At 70.2% G+C, this 17,588-nt stretch carries 15 protein-coding genes, 2 tRNA genes and 1 pseudogene; 5 read left to right on the top strand and 13 right to left on the bottom strand.

The annotated features are described in order from the left end of the window. Positions 1-88: 88 nt before the first annotated feature. The 4 genes from ndk to AB0958_RS40745 all read right to left on the bottom strand — a co-directional run bounded on the left by ndk (position 89) and on the right by AB0958_RS40745 (position 5,390). The gene (gene ndk, locus AB0958_RS40730) at positions 89-502 is read right to left on the bottom strand and encodes a nucleoside-diphosphate kinase (RefSeq protein WP_225100897.1); all 414 of its coding nucleotides are present in this window, start codon (positions 500-502) and stop codon (positions 89-91) included. Positions 503-566: 64 nt separating this feature from the next. Continuing rightward, complete coding sequence (locus tag AB0958_RS40735; RefSeq protein ID WP_366895535.1) at positions 567-938, bottom strand: DUF4233 domain-containing protein; 372 nt, start codon at positions 936-938, stop codon at positions 567-569. Between the two features lie 2 nt (positions 939-940). Continuing rightward, a complete protein-coding gene (locus tag AB0958_RS40740; protein WP_366895536.1) occupies positions 941-2,452 on the bottom strand; it encodes a folylpolyglutamate synthase/dihydrofolate synthase family protein in 1,512 nt (503 codons plus the stop codon). 313 nt (positions 2,453-2,765) lie between these two features. Beyond that, positions 2,766-5,390: a valine--tRNA ligase gene (locus tag AB0958_RS40745; RefSeq protein WP_366895537.1), complete on the bottom strand. Its 2,625-nt coding sequence runs from the start codon at positions 5,388-5,390 to the stop codon at positions 2,766-2,768. A gap of 137 nt (positions 5,391-5,527) precedes the next feature. Here AB0958_RS40745 and AB0958_RS40750 point away from each other — a divergent pair, with 137 nt between their 5' ends. Beyond that, on the top strand, positions 5,528-6,532 hold the full coding sequence (locus tag AB0958_RS40750) for a hypothetical protein (RefSeq protein ID WP_366895538.1): 1,005 nt from the start codon (positions 5,528-5,530) through the stop codon (positions 6,530-6,532). Between the two features lie 88 nt (positions 6,533-6,620). Here the strand turns inward: AB0958_RS40750 and clpX are convergent, their stop codons facing one another. The 5 genes from clpX to AB0958_RS40775 all read right to left on the bottom strand — a co-directional run bounded on the left by clpX (position 6,621) and on the right by AB0958_RS40775 (position 11,347). Further along, on the bottom strand, positions 6,621-7,907 hold the full coding sequence (gene clpX / locus AB0958_RS40755; RefSeq protein ID WP_132886825.1) for an ATP-dependent Clp protease ATP-binding subunit ClpX: 1,287 nt from the start codon (positions 7,905-7,907) through the stop codon (positions 6,621-6,623). Between the two features lie 189 nt (positions 7,908-8,096). After that, a complete protein-coding gene (locus tag AB0958_RS40760; RefSeq protein WP_366895539.1) occupies positions 8,097-8,762 on the bottom strand; it encodes an ATP-dependent Clp protease proteolytic subunit in 666 nt (221 codons plus the stop codon). 73 nt (positions 8,763-8,835) lie between these two features. Continuing rightward, on the bottom strand, positions 8,836-9,441 hold the full coding sequence (locus AB0958_RS40765; RefSeq protein WP_132887059.1) for an ATP-dependent Clp protease proteolytic subunit: 606 nt from the start codon (positions 9,439-9,441) through the stop codon (positions 8,836-8,838). A gap of 250 nt (positions 9,442-9,691) precedes the next feature. After that, positions 9,692-11,083, bottom strand: a complete 1,392-nt coding sequence (gene tig / locus AB0958_RS40770; protein ID WP_366895540.1) for a trigger factor — start codon at positions 11,081-11,083, stop codon at positions 9,692-9,694. 187 nt (positions 11,084-11,270) lie between these two features. Beyond that, positions 11,271-11,347 (bottom strand) — tRNA-Pro (locus AB0958_RS40775). A gap of 163 nt (positions 11,348-11,510) precedes the next feature. Here AB0958_RS40775 and AB0958_RS40780 point away from each other — a divergent pair. Beyond that, positions 11,511-11,584 (top strand) — tRNA-Gly (locus AB0958_RS40780). A 125-nt stretch (positions 11,585-11,709) separates the two neighbouring features. Further along, positions 11,710-11,799 (top strand): annotated as a pseudogene (locus AB0958_RS40785) (GntR family transcriptional regulator); the annotation flags it as partial. A gap of 43 nt (positions 11,800-11,842) precedes the next feature. Here AB0958_RS40785 and atpF read toward each other — a convergent pair. Beyond that, complete coding sequence (atpF, locus tag AB0958_RS40790; RefSeq protein ID WP_366895541.1) at positions 11,843-12,352, bottom strand: F0F1 ATP synthase subunit B; 510 nt, start codon at positions 12,350-12,352, stop codon at positions 11,843-11,845. Positions 12,353-12,592: 240 nt separating this feature from the next. Then, positions 12,593-12,787, bottom strand: a complete 195-nt coding sequence (locus tag AB0958_RS40795; protein ID WP_046734331.1) for a hypothetical protein — start codon at positions 12,785-12,787, stop codon at positions 12,593-12,595. A 461-nt stretch (positions 12,788-13,248) separates the two neighbouring features. Between AB0958_RS40795 and AB0958_RS40800 the strand changes: the two genes are divergently transcribed. Further along, on the top strand, positions 13,249-14,394 hold the full coding sequence (locus AB0958_RS40800) for an acyltransferase family protein (protein WP_366895542.1): 1,146 nt from the start codon (positions 13,249-13,251) through the stop codon (positions 14,392-14,394). Positions 14,395-14,400: 6 nt separating this feature from the next. On the opposite strand, the gene AB0958_RS40805 is transcribed toward AB0958_RS40800, so the two are convergent. Both AB0958_RS40805 and AB0958_RS40810 read right to left on the bottom strand, forming a co-directional pair. Then, positions 14,401-14,853, bottom strand: coding sequence for an HD domain-containing protein (locus tag AB0958_RS40805; RefSeq protein ID WP_366895543.1), 453 nt, complete (start codon positions 14,851-14,853; stop codon positions 14,401-14,403). Further along, a complete protein-coding gene (locus AB0958_RS40810; protein ID WP_366895544.1) occupies positions 14,850-16,013 on the bottom strand; it encodes a PP2C family protein-serine/threonine phosphatase in 1,164 nt (387 codons plus the stop codon). Before AB0958_RS40810 ends, AB0958_RS40805 begins: the two co-directional genes overlap by 4 nt. 174 nt (positions 16,014-16,187) lie before the next feature. Here AB0958_RS40810 and AB0958_RS40815 point away from each other — a divergent pair, with 174 nt between their 5' ends. Beyond that, the gene (locus tag AB0958_RS40815) at positions 16,188-17,429 is read left to right on the top strand and encodes a GNAT family N-acetyltransferase (protein ID WP_366895545.1); all 1,242 of its coding nucleotides are present in this window, start codon (positions 16,188-16,190) and stop codon (positions 17,427-17,429) included. Positions 17,430-17,588 lie beyond the last annotated feature (159 nt).

Genomic DNA, 17,588 nt, shown 5'->3' on the forward strand with positions numbered 1-17,588 from the left:
CATGTGGCGGAGCCACCTGGCCCGCCACCCCGTGCGTCGAGCGTGCGTGCCGGGCGTCGCGACGCCGCGGAGATCCATCAGAAGGGCCCTAGGCGCGGCCCGGGAAGAAGATCTTGACCTCGCGCTCGGCGGACTCCTCGGAGTCGGACGCGTGGATCAGGTTCTCACGGACGATCACGCCGAAGTCGCCGCGGATGGAGCCGGGCGCGGCGGCGATCGGGTCGGTGGGGCCGGCGAGGGCGCGGACGCCCTCGATGACCCGCTCGCCCTCGACGATCAGGGCGACGACCGGGCCGGAGGACATGAACTCGACGAGCGGCTCGTAGAACGGCTTGCCGACGTGCTCGCCGTAGTGCTGCTCCAGGGTGGCCCGGTCCAGGGTGCGCAGTTCCAGCGCGGTGATCTGCCAGCCGGCCTTGCGCTCGATACGGCCGATGATCTCGCCGGTCAGACCGCGACGGACGGCGTCGGGCTTGAGCAGGACGAGGGTGCGCTGGGTCACGAGGGCTCCTTCGGGTACTGACGTGTGCGGTGAGGGCAGGCTACAGGGCGGGTCCGGGGAGCCGTTACGCAGCGTCAGGTGCGGAGGGGGCCTCGGTCCCCGCCGCGGCCTGCGCCGCGAAGCGGGCCTTGGCTTCGTCGATCTTCCGGCCGTAGTGCACCGACGCCCACCACAGTCCCGCGAAGACCGCGCCCAGGAAGTACATCGTCGGGACGAAGACGCCGGAGGCGATCAGGGCGAGCTGCAGGGCCCAGCCGAGAGCGACGCCGCCCGGGCGGGTGAGCACCCCGCACAGGGCCACGCACAGGACCATCGCGACGCCGCTGACCAGCCACACCGTGGCGGCGGACAGGTCGGGGTCCTTCATGGCGACCAGGGCGGCGAAGCCGATCACGAAGAACTCGCCGATCAGCGTGGAGGAACACAGCGTGCGCATGGTCAGCCCCTCCCGAGGAGCAGTCGGGCCTCGCCCACGGTGATGACGGAGCCGGTGACCAGCACACCGCCGCCGGCGAACTCGCCCTCCTCCTCGGCCAGCGTGATCGCGGCCTCCAGGGCGTCCGGCAGCCGCGGTTCGACCTGGACGCGGTCCTCGCCGAAGACCTCGACGGCGATCGCGGCCAGTTCGTCCGCGTCCATCGCGCGGTGGCTGGTGTTCTGGGTGATCACGACCTCGGCGAAGACCGGCTCGAAGGCCTCCAGCAGGCCGCGGACGTTCTTGTCGGCGCTGGCCCCGACCACGCCGATCAGCCGGCTGAAGTCGAAGGCCTCGCCGACGGCCTCGGCGGTGGCGCGGGCGCCGGCCGGGTTGTGGGCGGCGTCCAGGACGACGGTGGGAGAGCGTCGTACGACTTCGAGGCGGCCCGGCGAGGAGACGCCGGCGAACGCCTTGCGGACCGTGTCGATGTCGAGGGGCTCGGGGCGCTGGGAGCCGACCCCGAAGAACGCCTCGACGGCGGCGAGCGCGACGGACGCGTTGTGGGCCTGGTAGGCGCCGTGCAGCGGGAGATAGACCCCGCTGTACTCGCCGCCCAGGCCGCGCAGGGTGAGCAGCTGGCCGCCGACGGCGACCTGGCGGGCGACGACGCCGAACTCCAGGCCTTCGCGGGCCACGGTCGCGTCCACCTCGACGGCCTTCTTCAGCAGCACCTGGGCCGCGTCCACCGGCTGCTGGGCCAGGATGACCGTCGCGTCCTGCTTGATGATCCCGGCCTTCTCGGCGGCGATCTCCGCGGTGGTGCCGCCGAGCCGGTCGGTGTGGTCGAGGTCGATGGGGGTGACCACGGCGACGTCGCCGTCGATGACGTTCGTGGCGTCCCAGGAGCCGCCCATGCCGACCTCGACGACCGCGACGTCCACGGGGGCGTCCGCGAACGCCGCGTACGCCATGCCGGTGAGCACCTCGAAGAAGGACAGCCGGTAGTCCTGCTGGGAGTCGACCAGGTCGAGGTAGGGCTTGATGTCGTGGAACGTCTCGATGAACCGCTCGGCGGAGACCGGGGCCCCGTCGAGGCTGATGCGCTCGGTGATCGACTGGACGTGCGGGCTGGTGTAGCGGCCGGTGCGCAGGTCGAAGGCGCCGAGCAGGGCTTCGATCATGCGGGCGGTGGAGGTCTTGCCGTTGGTGCCGGTGATGTGGATCGAGGGGTACGAGCGCTGCGGCTCGCCCAGCACGTCCATGAGGGCGGCGATCCGGGCGACCGAGGGCTCCAGCTTGGTCTCGCCCCAGCGGGTGGCGAGCTCCGCCTCCACCTCGCGCAGGGCACGGTCGACCTCGGGGTCCTCGGGGCGGCCCGGGACGTCGGGCTGCTGCGGACCGCCCTGGGTACGCAGGGTCCGGCTGCCGGCCTCGATCACCGCGAGATCGGGGTCGCGGTCCGTCTCGGCCGAGATGATCTCGTCGAAGTCGTCGAAACTCTCGTTGGGGTCACGCGGGGGCAGATCACTCACGGCACCAGTCTACGGAGCCACTCGCATCCACGTACGCGCGGTCACCACCGACGCCCGCGCGGGGCTGCCGGGTGGCCGCTTGGCCGGTCGGCGGGGCTGAGCGGGGGTGCGTCGGTGGTCGGGGAGCGGGGACGAACGATGTGCTCGGCGCCCGCGGGAGGGGGCTGCCAGGTGGCGGCATGTCCGGTGGGCGGGGGGGGGGCGAGCGTGTCGTGGCGGCGGGCGTGGGGCGGGCGTGGGTTGACGCGGACGCGGACGGGCGCGCCGTCCCTCCTGGAGGAGGGGCGGCGCGCCCGTCGGGGTGGTCGGGGGGTTACGCCTCCGGGAGGCGGTCCAGCTGGGTCTGGAGGCGGGTGATGTCCTCCTCCGCCTTCGCGAGGCGGCCGCGGATCTTGTCGACCACGTTGTCCGGGGCCTTCGCCAAGAACGCCTCGTTGCCGAGCTTGGCCGTCGCCTGTGCCTTCTCCTTCTCGGCCGCCGCGAGGTCCTTCGCCAGGCGCTTGCGCTCGGCGGCGACGTCGATGGTGCCGGAGAGGTCGAGGGCGACCTCGGCGCCGGCGACCGGCAGGGTGGCGGTGGCGGTGAACGCGTCGCCCTCCGGCTGGAGGCGCAGCAGCTGGCGGATCGCGGCCTCGTGCGGGGCCAGCGCCGTGCCGTCCAGGGTGAGGCGCGCCGGGACCCGCTGGCCGGGCTGGAGGCCCTGGTCGGCGCGGAAGCGGCGGACCTCGGTGATGACGGACTGGAGGGTTTCGATCTCGCGCTCGGCGGCCTGGTCCCGGAAGCCCGAGTCCTTCGGCCAGTCGGCGATCACGACGGACTCGCCGCCGGTCAGCGTCGTCCACAGGGTGTCCGTGACGAACGGGACGACCGGGTGGAGCAGCTTGAGCGTGACGTCGAGGACCTCACCGAGGACGCGCTGGGAGACCTCGGCGCCCCGGCCGCCCGCCTGGAAGGTGGTCTTGGACAGCTCGACGTACCAGTCGAAGACCTCGTCCCACGCGAAGTGGAAGAGGGAGTCGGACAGCTTCGCGAACTGGAAGTCGTCGTAGAACGCGTCGACTTCCGCGACCGTCTCGTTCAGACGGGAGAGGATCCAGCGGTCCGTGGCCGACATCTCGGCGGCGTCCGGGAGCGGGCCCTCGACGGTCGCGCCGTTCATCAGCGCGAACCGGGTCGCGTTCCAGATCTTGTTGGCGAAGTTGCGGGACGCCTGGACCCACTCCTCGCCGATCGGGACGTCGGTGCCGGGGTTGGCGCCGCGGGCCAGGGTGAAGCGGACGGCGTCGGAGCCGTACTTGTCCATCCAGTCCAGCGGGTCGACGACGTTGCCGAAGGACTTCGACATCTTCTTGCCGCGCTCGTCACGGACCAGGCCGGTCAGCGCGATGGTGCGGAAGGGGACCTCTCCGTCCATGGCGTACAGGCCGAACATCATCATCCGGGCGACCCAGAAGAAGATGATGTCGTGACCGGTGAGCAGGACGTCGGTCGGGTAGAACTTCCGCAGGTCGGCGGTCTGTTCGGGCCAGCCGAGGGTGGAGAACGGCCACAGGCCGGAGGAGAACCAGGTGTCGAGGACGTCGGTGTCCTGCGTCCAGCCCTCACCGGCGGGCGGCTGCTCGTCGGGGCCGACGCAGACGACCTCGCCCTGGGGCCCGTACCAGACGGGGATGCGGTGGCCCCACCACAGCTGGCGCGAGATGCACCAGTCGTGCATGTTGTCGACCCAGTCGAAGTACCGCTTCGACATGTCCTCGGGGTGGATCCGCACCCGGCCGTCGCGGACCGCGTCGCCCGCGGCCTGCGCGAGCGGGCCGACCTTGACCCACCACTGCATGGACAGGCGCGGTTCGATGGTGGTCTTGCAGCGCGAGCAGTGGCCGACGGAGTGGACGTAGGGCCGCTTCTCGGCGACGATCCGGCCCTGCGAACGCAGGGCGCCGACGATCGCGGAGCGGGCCTCGAAGCGGTCCAGGCCCTGGAAGGGGCCGTGAGCCGTGATGACGGCGCGCTCGTCCATCACGGTGATGGACTCCAGGCCGTGGCGCTGGCCGATCGCGAAGTCGTTCGGGTCGTGGGCCGGGGTGACCTTGACGGCGCCCGTGCCGAACTCCGGGTCGACGTGCGCGTCCGCGACGACCGGGATGGTGCGGTCGGTCAGCGGGAGCTTGATGCGCTTGCCGACGAGGTGGCGGTACCGCTCGTCGTCAGGGTGGACGGCGACGGCCGTGTCGCCGAGCATCGTCTCCGCGCGGGTGGTGGCGACGACCAGCGTCTCCTCGCCCTCGCCGTACTTGATGGAGACCAGCTCGCCGTCGTCCTCCTGGTACTCCACCTCGATGTCCGAGATGGCCGTCAGACAGCGCGGGCACCAGTTGATGATGCGCTCGGCGCGGTAGATCAGCTCGTCGTCGTAGAGCTTCTTGAAGATGGTCTGGACGGCCTTGGACAGGCCTTCGTCCATGGTGAAGCGCTCGCGGTCCCAGTCGACGCCGTCGCCGAGCCGGCGCATCTGGCCGAGGATCCTGCCGCCGTACTCCTCCTTCCACTGCCAGACCCGCTCGACGAACTCCTCGCGGCCCAGGTCGTGGCGGGACTTGCCCTCCTCGGCGAGCTGCTGCTCGACCTTGTTCTGGGTGGCGATGCCGGCGTGGTCCATGCCCGGCAGCCACAGCGCCTCGAAGCCCTGCATGCGTTTGCGGCGGGTCAGCGCGTCCATCAGCGTGTGCTGGAAGGCGTGGCCCAGGTGCAGCGAGCCGGTGACGTTCGGCGGGGGGATGACGATGGTGTACGCGGGCTTGTCGCTCTTCGCGTCGGCCGCGAAGTAACCGCGCTCTACCCAGCGCTCGTACAGCGTCCGCTCTACATCGGCCGGCGCGTACTGGGTCGGCAGTTCGGTGCTGGGCGCGGTGGGCTGCTGCTGAGCGTTCTCGGTCACGGGGCTCAGTTTAGAGGTGTTGCGGGGCTGTCCCGAAACGCGTTTGTTCTGTAACGGCGAAGACCCCTGTGCCGTGGGTCCCCTGTGGCTGCGCCAGGATGTCAGGAACACATAAGCATCTGGAGGGGAACCCAGAGATGAGCTACAACCAGCCGGGCCCGTACGGGGGGCCGCCGCCTCAGCAGCCGGGACCGTACGGGCAGCAGCCGGGTCCCTACGGCGGGCAGCAGCCTGGTCCGTACGGCGGGCCGCCGCAGGCGCCCCAGCCCGGCTACGGCTACCCCCAGCAGGCCCCGCCGGCGCAGCCCGGGCCTTACGGGCAGCAGCCCACGCAGCCGGGGTACGGCTACCCGCAGCAGGGCGTTCCCCCGCAGCAGAACCCGTACGGTCAGCAGCCGCCGCCCTACGGCACGCCCCCGTACGGTCAGCAGCCCCACGGCCTTCCGCAGCCGCCGGCTCCGGGGGGCGGGAAGAAGAAGACGGGCCTGATCATCGGGGCGGTGGCGGTGGTGGCCGCCGTCGCGGTGGGCGCGTACTTCGTGCTCGCGGGCGGTGGGGGCGGGCTGACGGACGACGGACCGCACAAGCTCACCGCGCCGGCCTCCCTGCTGTCCGCCAAGTACCAGCGGGTGGGTGACTCCAGCGAGGAGAAGGCGAGTTCGAGTGACGCGAAGGACCTCGCCCAGGCCGGTGTCACCGACGCCACCTCGGTCAACGCGATCTACTCGACCGTCGACCTGCAGTCCCTGAAGCTCACCGATCCGACGGACGTGGCGAAGGCGCAGACCGCCGAGAACGTCACCCTGTTCGGGGTGTACGGCACGGTGAAGGACCCGCAGGCGGCGCTGGACGCCACCTTCGCGAACATGAAGAAGGACGGTTCCTCGTCGGACGGCGTGCACTTCGTCGGCGACGCGCAGTCCGTGTCCCCGGCCGGCCTGGACGGCGCGGTGATGAAGTGCCAGCAGGCGAAGGGCAAGAACCAGCTCACCGGCAAGACCCAGACGGCGTACCTGTGCATCTGGGCGGACTACAGCACCATCGGCATCGTGGAGCCGACGGCGGCGGTGAAGACGTACAGCGTGGACGAGTCGGCGAAGATCGCCGCCGATGTACGGGGTGAGGTGCGCGTCGCCAGGTAGGCGGGCGGAGGAAGACGAAAGCGCCGGGCACCTCCGAGGAGGGCCCGGCGCTTTCGTGCGCTGACGTGCGCTCACGTGGCGAGCGCGGTCACGCCGACTTCTGCTCGCCCGATCCCCGGCCGCGGGCGTCACGGGGGATCAGGGTCGGGTTGACGTTGGAGTGGACGACGTCGGCCGTGATGACGACGCGGGCCACGTCCTTGCGGGACGGCACCTCGTACATCACCGACATCAGGACCTCCTCCATGATGGCGCGCAGGCCGCGGGCGCCGGTCTGGCGGAGGATGGCCTGGTCGGCGATGGCCTCCAGGGCCTCGCGCTCGAAGTCCAGTTCCACGCCGTCGAGTTCGAACAGGCGCTGGTACTGCTTGACCAGTGCGTTGCGCGGCTCGACGAGGATCTGGAGGAGGGCTTCCCGGTCCAGGTTGTGGACGCTGGTGATGACGGGGAGGCGGCCGATGAACTCGGGGATCATGCCGAACTTGACCAGGTCCTCGGGCATGACGTCCTCGAACTGGTCCTTGGCCTCCAGCTCCCGCTTGGAGCGGATGGTGGCGCCGAAGCCGATGCCCTTGGCGCCCGCCCGGGACTCGATGATCTTCTCCAGTCCGGCGAACGCGCCGCCCACGATGAACAGCACGTTCGTCGTGTCGATCTGGATGAACTCCTGGTGCGGGTGCTTGCGGCCACCCTGCGGCGGGACGGAGGCGGTGGTGCCTTCGAGGATCTTCAGCAGGGCCTGCTGGACGCCCTCGCCGGAGACGTCCCGGGTGATCGACGGGTTTTCGCTCTTCCGGGCGACCTTGTCGATCTCGTCGATGTAGATGATCCCGGTCTCGGCCTTCTTGACGTCGTAGTCGGCGGCCTGGATCAGCTTGAGCAGGATGTTCTCGACGTCCTCGCCCACGTAGCCGGCCTCCGTCAGCGCGGTGGCGTCGGCGATCGCGAACGGGACGTTCAGCATGCGGGCCAGGGTCTGCGCCAGGAGGGTCTTGCCGGAGCCCGTGGGGCCCAGCAGCAGGATGTTGGACTTCGCCAACTCGATGGCGTCGTCGCGGCCTTGGGCGCCGCCGTTCTCCCCTGCCTGGACGCGCTTGTAGTGGTTGTACACCGCGACCGAGAGGGCTTTCTTGGCAGGCTCCTGGCCCACCACGTAGCCCTCGAGGAACTCGTAGATCTCGCGGGGCTTGGGGAGTTCCTCCCAGCGCACCTCGCTCGTCTCGGCGAGCTCCTCCTCGATGATCTCGTTGCAGAGATCGATGCACTCGTCGCAGATGTACACACCGGGCCCTGCGATGAGCTTCTTGACCTGCTTCTGGCTCTTGCCGCAGAACGAGCACTTGAGCAGATCGCCGCCGTCACCGATGCGTGCCACGGTGTGCTTCCCCTTCGCCTGGGAGACGCCTGGACTCTCTCGAATCCAGCGGCTCCTGGTGCTGCCTTATGTCGACGGTACCTTGCCGGGCCCCCCGTACGGGCCCCCCTTGGCACGGTTCACTTTGACGTGCGCCTTGCCGAGCACGTCGTCAAACCGTGCCAAGGGCGGCAGAGAATACATCCTCTGTCAGCGGACGTCCGAGTTGTTCATCTTCCGGGTGGAGATGATCTGGTCCACGATGCCGTACTCGAGCGCTTCCTCGGCCGTGAGGATCTTGTCGCGCTCGATGTCCTCGCGGACCTGCTCGATCGGCCGGTTGGAGTGCTTGGCCAGCATGTCCTCCAGCTGTTCACGCATCCGCGTGAACTCGTTGGCGATGATCTCCAGGTCGGAGAGCTGGCCCCGGCCGGTGGAACCGGCCGGCTGGTGGATCAGCACCCGGGAGTTCGGCAGCGCCATGCGCTTGCCGGGCGTGCCGGCGGCCAGCAGGATGGCCGCGGCGGAGGCCGCCTGGCCCATGCAGACCGTCTGGATGTCGGGCTTCACGAACTGCATCGTGTCGTAGATCGCCGTGAGGGCGGTCATGTCGCCGCCCGGGCTGTTGATGTAGATCGAGATGTCCCGGTCGGGGTCCATCGACTCCAGGCACAGCAGCTGCGCCATGACGTCGTTGGCGGAGGCGTCGTCGATCTGGACGCCGAGGAAGATCACGCGCTCCTCGAAGAGCTTCGCGTACGGGTCGTACTCGCGGACGCCCTGGGAGGTGCGCTCGACGAAGCGCGGGATGACGTAGCGGGCGTCGGGCCGGGGCCCGTCGTAGCGGGCGTCAGCGGCGCCGGGGATGTTGCTCATGAGGGTGTTCACCGTCCTGGTGGCGTTCGGGGGGCTGGAGTCGCGGCGGAGCGTGGCGTGGCCGGGCCTGGTCTCAGGCGCCGGTGCCACCGCCTCCCGGAACACCGGAGGCATGCGTGATGATCCCGTCGATGAGACCGTACTCCTTGGCTTCTTCCGGGGTGAACCAGCGGTCGCGGTCGGCGTCGCGGAGGATCGTCTCGATCGACTGGCCGGAGTGCAGCGCGGTCAGCTCCGTCATGGTCTTCTTGGTGCGCAGCAGGTACTGGGCCTGGATCTTGATGTCCGAGACCGTACCGCCGAGGCCCGCGGAGCCCTGGTGCATCATGATGTCCGTGTGCGGCAGGGCGAAGCGCTTGCCGGCGGTGCCGCCGGTGAGCAGGAACTGGCCCATCGAGGCCGCCATGCCCATGCCGATGGTCACCACGTCGTTCGGGATGAACTGCATGGTGTCGTAGATCGCCATGCCGGCCGTCACCGAGCCGCCGGGGCTGTTGATGTAGAGGAAGATGTCCTTGTCGGGGTCGGCCGCCAGGAGCAGCAGCTGCGCGGTGATCTTGTTGGCGATGTCGTCGTCGACCTGCTGGCCGAGGAAGATGATCCGCTCGCCGAGCAGCCGGTTGTAGACCTGGTCGCCGAGGCCACCACCGATGGAAGGCTCGCCGGCGGCGGAGGGCATCAGATTCGTCACGTATCCACCTGCTCGTCTTACGACGGCGCCGGGCCGTCTCACGTTTCCGTAGCCGGGGGCTTGGCTGCCCTCGTACTCATGGACCCTAACGCGATGGTCCCTTCGGGGAATCCCGGTAAGAGGGCTGTTCGCCGGGGGCGTAGCGGCGCGGAGGGTGCGGTACGGGGCGGGCGCCCATGGCAAAGGGCCCCCGGGATGCTCCCAGGGGCCCTGTACGCCGTTACGGGCGCCGGAGGACTCAGCCCTCGGCCTTCTCCTCGTCGGCGGCCTCGGCGGCGGCCTCAGGGGCCTCCGTCGCGGTCTGCGCCTCGTCCTCGTCCTCGTCGTCCAGGTCGACGATCTCGCCGTTGGTGTCCTTCACCGTGGCGGCCTCGACCACGACGGCCAGGGCCTTGCCGCGGGCGACCTCGCCGACCAGGAGCGGGACCTGGCCGCCCTCGACGACGGCCTGGGCGAACTGGTCGGGGGACATGCCGGAGGAGGCCGCACGCCGCATGAGGTGCTCGGTGAGCTCCTCCTGGTTGACGTTGAGGTTCTCCTTCTTGACCAGCTCGTCGAGGACGAACTGGGTCTTGATGCCCTTGACCGCGGCCTCGCGGGTCTCGGTCTCGAACTCCTCGGCGGTCTTGCCCTGGATCTCGAGGTACTTCTCGAGGTCGAGGCCCATCTGGCCGAGCTGGTGGTGCTCCAGGTTGTGCTTGCGGGTGTTGATCTCGTCCTCGAGGAGCTTCTCGGGGACGGGCACCTCGACGAGCTCCAGGAGCTTCTCGAGGACGCGCTCCTGGGCCTGGGTGGCCTGGTCGTACGTCTTCATGTTGGCGAGCCGCTTGCGGCTGTCCGCCTTCAGCTCCTCCAGGGTGTCGAACTCGGAGGCGAGCTGCGCGAACTCGTCGTCCAGCTCGGGCAGTTCACGCGCGGCGACCTGGGTGACCTTGACGGTGACCTCGGCCTCCTTGCCGGCCGCGGAGCCGCCCTTGAGCTCGGAGGTGAAGGTGGCCTCCTCGCCGGCCGACTTGCCCTTGACGGCGTCGTCGATGCCGTCGAGCAGCTCGCCGGAGCCGATGGTGTAGGAGACGCCGTTGGCGATGCCGTCCTCCAGCACCTCGCCGTCGACCTTGGCCTCCAGGTCGATGGTGACGACGTCGCCGTCCTCGGCGGCGCGCTCGACGGGAGAGGTCGAGGCGAAGCGCTCGCGGAGCTGCTCCACGGACTTCTCGACGTCCTCGTCGGTCACCTCGACGGCGTCGACCTCGACCTCGATGCCGGTGTAGTCCGGGATCTCGAGGGCGGGGCGGACGTCGACCTCGGCGGTGAAGTTCAGCGTGTCGCCGTCCTTCAGCTCGGTGATGTCGACGTCGGGCTGGCCCAGGGGGCTCAGCTCGGCCTCGTTGACCGCGTCGGTGTAGAACTTCGGAAGCGCGTCGTTGACGGCTTCCTCCAGGACCGCACCGCGGCCGAACCGCTGGTCGATGACGCGGGCCGGGATCTTGCCCTTGCGGAAGCCCTTCACCGTGACCTGCTGGTTGATCTTCTTGTACGCCGCGTCGAGGCTGTCCTTGAGCTCCTCGAAGGGCACCTCGACAGTGAGCCGAACCCGGGTCGGGTTCAGGGTCTCCACGGCGCTCTTCACGGTTCGGTCTCCTTGTGGCTGACTTCTTGGGTTCTGCCGGTGCCAGAGGGGCCCGGCGGAGTTTCGCCGCCCGGAGGAGTTCGTAGGCCGCCGTATGGCGGGCCGGGACACACGGGCGCGCAGCTTGCATAGTAACCGCAGCCGCTCAGCGCCCCAAAAGGCGATCAAGACGGACGCCGTCAGGTGGTGGTCGGGGTGGCGGGATTTGAACCCACGGCCTTCCGCTCCCAAAGCGGACGCGCTACCAAGCTGCGCCACACCCCGTTTCGGTGCGACACGTAGGGTACATGCCCGGGCCGCCCGCGTCGGCCGCATTGTCCACCCGCGCCGGCCGCGCGCCCCCGCCGCCCGACCTGTTGGCCTCGGCACCGGGCGACCCGCTACGATGCCTCCTGTGCCGCGGTCAACGACCTGCGGCGCGTGCTGTGCGGGCGTAGCTCAATGGTAGAGCCCTAGTCTTCCAAACTAGCTACGCGGGTTCGATTCCCGTCGCCCGCTCCATGCGGCTCAGGGCCAGGTGAGAGGTTGTTTCCTCCGCCTGGCCCTGATCGTTTCCGGGGGCTCCGATCAGCCCGCCGTGTCCCTTGCGTGCCCGGTCGCGGCCGGTCCATCTGCGCCACCGCAGCATCGGGCGCGTCCTCGACCTTGCTGATGAAGAGACGGTGTGCGTCCGCCGACGGCGGTACGTCCTGGACAGGAAGCCCGTACGGCTGGCGGGCGCCGTCGCTGGGGCGCGTGCGCGGGGAGCTGAGGTGGCGACTACTGCAAGCCTGCCGCGCTTCGCGCATCGAGGTCGGAGAAGAAGCGGTCCACCATCTCGCCGTCGGCGACACCTTCGAGGGTTTCGCCGACCACCCGACCGGCCAGCTCCGTGGCCAACGACACGACGTCTCCCCGCAGCTCCGTCTCCGCGATGACGCGATCGGCCCTGAGCCGTGCCTGGGCTTCCACGATCATCGCCTCGCGTTCCCGCAGGCCCCGAGCGCGAAGCTCGGCGATCAGTTGCGTGCCCTGCTCCACAGCCTCCTGGCGCAGGCGCGCCGCCTCGTGTCGGGCCTCAGCCAGCTCCTGGCGATACTCGGCGAGGACTTCACCGGCCTCCGCCGCCAACTGTTCAGCACATTCCATCTGGCCCTCGATGGCGTCCCTCCGTTCGCCGAGAGCCTTGTTGATGCGCGGCAAGAGAACTCTGGTCATGCAGACGAAGACCACCGCGAAGCTCACCACGCCGACCACCGTCGGCGCGAGCCCAGGTATCAGAATGCCCATGCCAAGACCATACGAGAGTAATGATTGCGCCAAGGGGCGCGTCAGGTAAGAGTTCGCTTCGATCCCGGAGGGCGCCCCGCGTGCCCCCGGCGTGCCCGATCGAGCGGCACCCATCGGGGCACACCGGGGAATGGCGGCGCGCATCCCGGGAACGCACAGGTCACCGTCTTCCCAGGGCAGGTTCGATTCCCCTCGCCCGCTCTGTACGCCGAAGGCCAGGGAGCGGGCCGTCGCGCGGGGTCAGAAGTTGATCGAGTTTATGGTCTGCGCCAGCGAGTCGAGGAAGCGCTGGATGGACGGGGCCATCCCGGTCGAGGCGAGGAAGAAGCCGAAGAGCACGGCGACGATGGCGGGGCCCGCCTTGATGCTGCCCCCTCTCATCAGCACTACCAGGACGATCGCCAACAGCAGCACCACAGACAGTGAAATGGCCACAACTGATCACACCCTCGGTCGGTCCGCTCTCCCGGCCCAGGGGTACGGCCCCGCACCCCCGCCAGATCCATCGTGCCACCAACCCGGCCGCACTATGCGGCTCGTGACACAACGTCGACAACAGGCCTCACTCCGACAACCGCTCGCACGGGAATTCGAGGGCCCATCCACCCCTGGACGCACGGCAATTGACGACCTTGCATTCACTGTCCACACAACCCGTCCGCAGGTAATTCGAATTGTGGTCACAGGCGCGGCAAGGGCGGTCCACAACAGGCCGTTATGCGCCGTTTCATCGGGATGAACAGGGACATCACGGGCGTAAGTGTGGGATGAAACGGCATAGGTATCGGCGTCGAACTCCGGTGGTCGTCCGGTGTTTCACGGGCAGACGTCGCCCATAAGCAGCATTCGCGTCGGTGGTTTTACGAAATCGCACAGGCGAGGCTAGGGTGCCTCAGATGTCTGATGCCGCCACGTCCCCCGGCCAGAACCGAACACCGCACCTCCCGGCTCCGTCGCCGGCCGGCAGACCCCGCGACGCGTTCTTCGACAACGCCAAGTACCTGGCGATCGTGCTGGTCGCGATGGGTCACTCATGGGAGCCGCTGAAGGGCGACAGCCGCGTCCTGGAGGCGATGTACAGCGTCGTCTACGCGTTCCACATGCCGGCGTTCATCATCATCTCCGGCTACTTCTCGCGGAACTTCGACCTGCGCCCGGACCGGGTGAAGAAGCTGGTCACCGGTGTCGTGGTGCCGTACGTCCTGTTCGAGACGGCCTACTCCCTCTTCCAGCGCTACGTCGGCGGCGCCGCCGACCAGGACATCAGCCTGCTCGACCCCTGGTACCTGACCTGGTTCCTGTGCGCCCTGTTCGTCTGGCGGCTGACCACCCCGATCTGGCGGACCGTCCGCCACCCCCTCCCCCTGGCCTTCGTCGTCGCGATGCTGGCGTCCGTCTCCCCCAGCATCGGCGACGACCTGGACCTCCAGCGGGTCCTGCAGTTCCTGCCCTACTTCGTGCTCGGTCTGTGCCTGCGGCCCGAGCACTTCCGGCTGGTGCGCCGGTGGCCGGTGCGGATCGCCGCGGTGCCGGTGTTCGCCGCCGCGCTGGTGTTCGCTTGGTGGTCGGTGCCGCGCATGAACACCGGGTGGTTCTACCACCGTGACTCGGCGCAGGAGCTGGGCGCGCCGTGGTGGTGCGGGCCGGTGATGGTGCTGGCCCTGTTCGGCTGCTCGCTGCTGCTGACCGCCTGCTTCCTCTCCTGGGTACCGGGCCGGCGGATGTGGTGCACCGCCCTGGGCGCCGGCACGCTCTACGGCTACCTGCTGCACGGTTTCGTCGTGAAGTACGCCGTCCACGCGGGCTGGTTCGACGTGCGGTGGCTGCACGGGCCGCTCGGCGAGGTCCTCGTCACCGCGCTCGCCGGGGCAGGGGTGACGCTGCTGTGCACCGGCCCGGTCCGGCGGGTGTTCCGGTTCGCCATGGAGCCGCGGATGGACTGGGCGTTCCGGCGCGACGCGGTGGAGGCGGCCCGGGAGCGGGGGCGTCAGGGCCGGCCGGACGCGGAGAGCCGGGGCAGCCGGGAGCCGGTCAGCGCCTGACTCGGGCTACGCCGGCAGACCGAGGAGGGCGCGCATCCGGGCGTACTTCCCGGTCAGCCGTTTCCGGGTGGCCTCGTCCAGTACGGCGAGCCGCCCGGGGTCGGCGTTGTGCGCGAGGTCGGCCTCCTTGACGAGCAGCGCGCCCGGGGTGCCGAGGATGCGGCCGGCGTACGACTCGGGCGGCTCGCCCGGACGCTTGGTGAGGGCGAGTACGACGGCTTTCGTACGGTCGCTCAGCGGCGCGGCCGCCAGCCACCGCTCGGTCAGGGCGTCGTCCTCGACGGAGTCGTGCAGCCAGGCGGCGGCGATCTGGTCGTCGTCCCCGCCGCGGGCCCGGACCCCGTCGGCCACGGCCGCCAGGTGCTCGGCGTAGGGACGGCCCGCCTTGTCGGTCTGACCGGCGTGGGCGGCCCGGGCGAGTTTCTCGACCTCGGGGAGGGAGAGGCGGGGCGCGGTCATCTCCCCGCCTCGCGGCAGATCAGCAGCAGGGCCCGGTCGTCGTTGACGTCCTTGGCCACCGCCTCGATCAGGTGCCAGGCCGCGCCGTGGAAGCCGCCGGCGACATAGCGGTCGGCCTCGCCCGTCAGGCGGTCGATGCCCTCCACGATGTCCCGGTCGGACGTCTCCACCAGGCCGTCCGTGAAGAGCATCAGGACGTCTCCGGGGCGCAGGGAGCCCTTGACGGAGTCGAACTGGGCGCCGTCGTACACGCCGAGGAGCGGGCCCTCCGCGGCCTTCTCCTCCCAGCGGCCGCTGCCCGCGCTGAGCTGGAGCCCCGGCGGGTGGCCCGCGGAGTACAGCTCGTAGTCGCCGGAGTCGAGGTCGAGGACCAGGTGGATGGAGGTCGCGAAGCCCTCGTCCCAGTCCTGGCGGAGCAGGTAGCCGTTGGCGGCCGGGAGGAAGGCGTGCGGGGGCAGCGAGCCCAGCAGGCCGCCGAACGCCCCGGAGAGCAGCAGCGCCCGGGACGCGGCGTCCATGCCCTTGCCGGAGACGTCCGTGAGGACGACCTCCATGGTGCGGCCGTTGTTCGTACGGGCCGCGACCACGAAGTCACCGGAGAAGGACTGCCCGCCGGCCGGCCGCAGCGCCATCTCGCGGTGCCAGCCCGGCGGCAGCTTCGGCAGCTTGCTCTGCACCCGGATGCGTTCGCGCAGGTCGAAGAGCATGGTGCCGCCGCGCCGCCAGGGCACGCCGACCCGGCTGCGGAACTGCGCGGTGAGCAGTCCGAAGAAACCGCAGGCGGCCACGGTCAGGACCACTCCGGGAGTGACCCGCGACGGGCCCTCCGTGTAGGGGCCCAGCCGTACCGACTCCACGATCAGGGCCGTCGCCGCGGCCGCGTACAGACCGAGCAGGCTCGCCGGGCGCAGCAGCAGGCCGCCGGCGATGATCGGCAGGACCAGCGTGGCCGGGGAGAACCACACGGAGTTGGCGAGGGTCATGGCCGCGAGGGCCGGGATGGTCAGGAGCAGTCCGGCGAGCGCGATCCAGTCGGAGCCGTCGCCGCGGAAGTAGTCCACGGCGCTTCTGCGCACGCCGACGCGGGCCCGGTGCCACTGCATCTTCCACCGGGCCGTCAGCGTCTCGGCCTTACCGCGCCGCTCTCCGTCTGCTGCCATCAGTTCGGGACCCTATCCATCGGACCAGCTGCTTGGCACGGGAGGTCCCACTTGTCCCCCGTCCGAGACTCAACTTCAGGTGCGACTTCACAGTGAACTTCACCGGAAGGCCTCGCGTCGCCGTCCGGGAGAAATTCGCTGGCTCGCCCCGCACCGCGCTGATAGGCATGGCGCATGACGACCGAACGCCCGACCGACGTGAAAGTCCTGCGTGCCGAGGAGTTCGACGGGTGGTGGGACCACCTGGTGCGGGCCTTCGGCGCCGGTCCGGCGTCGGCCGAGGAACGCGACCTGGACCGGTCCCTCATCGAGGCCGAGCGGGCGCTGGCCGTGTGGGACGGACCCGAACTCGTCGGTACGAGCGGGGCGTTCCGTTTCCGGATGACCGTGCCGGGCGGTGCCGTGCTGCCCGCCGCGGGCGTCACCATGGTGAGCGTGTCCGCGACGCACCGGCGGCGCGGGGTGCTGACGTCGATGATGCGGCGCCAGCTGGACGACGTACGGGAGTGGGGCGAGCCGCTCGCCGTGCTCACCGCCTCCGAGCCGGCGATCTACGGCCGCTTCGGGTACGGCGCCGCGACCCACCAGCTGCTCGCCGAGGTCGACACGGGCCGGGTGACGCTGGACGTGCCGGCCGGCACCGACGCGGTACGGCTGCGGTACGCCGGGCCGGCCGAGGTGCTCGCCGAGTGCGAGGCGGTGTACGCACGCACCGTGCCGCTGCGCCCCGGGATGCTGGCCCGGCAGCCCGGCTGGGAGCGGGTGGGGCTGCTGGACCCGGAGAGCGAGCGGGACGGGGCGTCGGCGCTGCAGTGCGTGGTCGCCGAGCGGGACGGGGAGGTCACCGGGTTCGCCCGGTTCCGTACGAAGCTGGGCTGGGGAGCGGGCGGGCACGACGGCACGGTGACGCTGGAGGAACTGGCCGCGCTCGATCCGGCGACCGACGCGGCGCTGTGGCGGTTCCTGTTCGGCATCGACCTGATGACGACGCTGGTGGTGCGCAGGCGGCCGGTCGACGACGCCTGGCAGTACCTGGTCTCCGACATCCGGCGCTGCCGTACGCGGGTGCGGGACATGGGGTACGTGCGGCTGGTCGACGTCGGTGCGGCGCTCGCGGCGCGTACGTACCAGGCGCCGGTGGACGTGGTGCTGGAGGTGGCCGACGGCTTCTGCCCCTGGAACGCGGGGCGTTGGCGGCTCTCCGGGGACGCCAAGGGCGCGTCCTGCGAGCGTACCGCCGACGCGGCCGACCTCGCGCTGTCCGTACGGGAGTTGGCGGCGGCGTACCTCGGCGGGGTCGGTCTGCTGTCGCTGGCGGGGGCCGGGCGGGTGCGGGAGCTGCGGCCGGGGGCGCTGGCGGAGGCGTCGGTGGCGTTCGGGTCGCCGGTGCCGCCGTGGCTGCCGCACGGTTTCTGACGCGCGGTCGCCCGGGGGGCTGTCCGGCGGATCAGGTCGCAGGAAGGCAACGGTGACTCATCGGCCTAGGGCCCTTCTGATGGATCTCCGTGGAAGAAGGAGCGGCGTTCGGTGCGTGCGATCGGCGTGCGGGGTGGCGGGTCATGTGGCGGAGCCACC

It is taken from the genome of Streptomyces sp. NPDC006655 (assembly GCF_040703965.1).
Lineage (GTDB): Bacteria > Actinomycetota > Actinomycetes > Streptomycetales > Streptomycetaceae > Streptomyces.

Excerpts from the sequence above, each read along its gene's own strand:
- AB0958_RS40735 (WP_366895535.1), bottom strand. The coding sequence starts at position 938 with ATGCGCACGCTGTGTTCCTCCACGCTGATCGGCGAGTTCTTCGTGATC.
- AB0958_RS40750 (WP_366895538.1), top strand. The coding sequence starts at position 5,528 with ATGAGCTACAACCAGCCGGGCCCGTACGGGGGGCCGCCGCCTCAGCAG.
- AB0958_RS40760 (WP_366895539.1), bottom strand. The coding sequence starts at position 8,762 with ATGAGCAACATCCCCGGCGCCGCTGACGCCCGCTACGACGGGCCCCGG.
- AB0958_RS40765 (WP_132887059.1), bottom strand. The coding sequence starts at position 9,441 with ATGCCCTCCGCCGCCGGCGAGCCTTCCATCGGTGGTGGCCTCGGCGAC.
- atpF (WP_366895541.1), bottom strand. The coding sequence starts at position 12,352 with ATGGGCATTCTGATACCTGGGCTCGCGCCGACGGTGGTCGGCGTGGTG.
- AB0958_RS40800 (WP_366895542.1), top strand. The coding sequence starts at position 13,249 with ATGTCTGATGCCGCCACGTCCCCCGGCCAGAACCGAACACCGCACCTC.
- AB0958_RS40805 (WP_366895543.1), bottom strand. The coding sequence starts at position 14,853 with ATGACCGCGCCCCGCCTCTCCCTCCCCGAGGTCGAGAAACTCGCCCGG.
- AB0958_RS40810 (WP_366895544.1), bottom strand. The coding sequence starts at position 16,013 with ATGGCAGCAGACGGAGAGCGGCGCGGTAAGGCCGAGACGCTGACGGCC.
- AB0958_RS40815 (WP_366895545.1), top strand. The coding sequence starts at position 16,188 with ATGACGACCGAACGCCCGACCGACGTGAAAGTCCTGCGTGCCGAGGAG.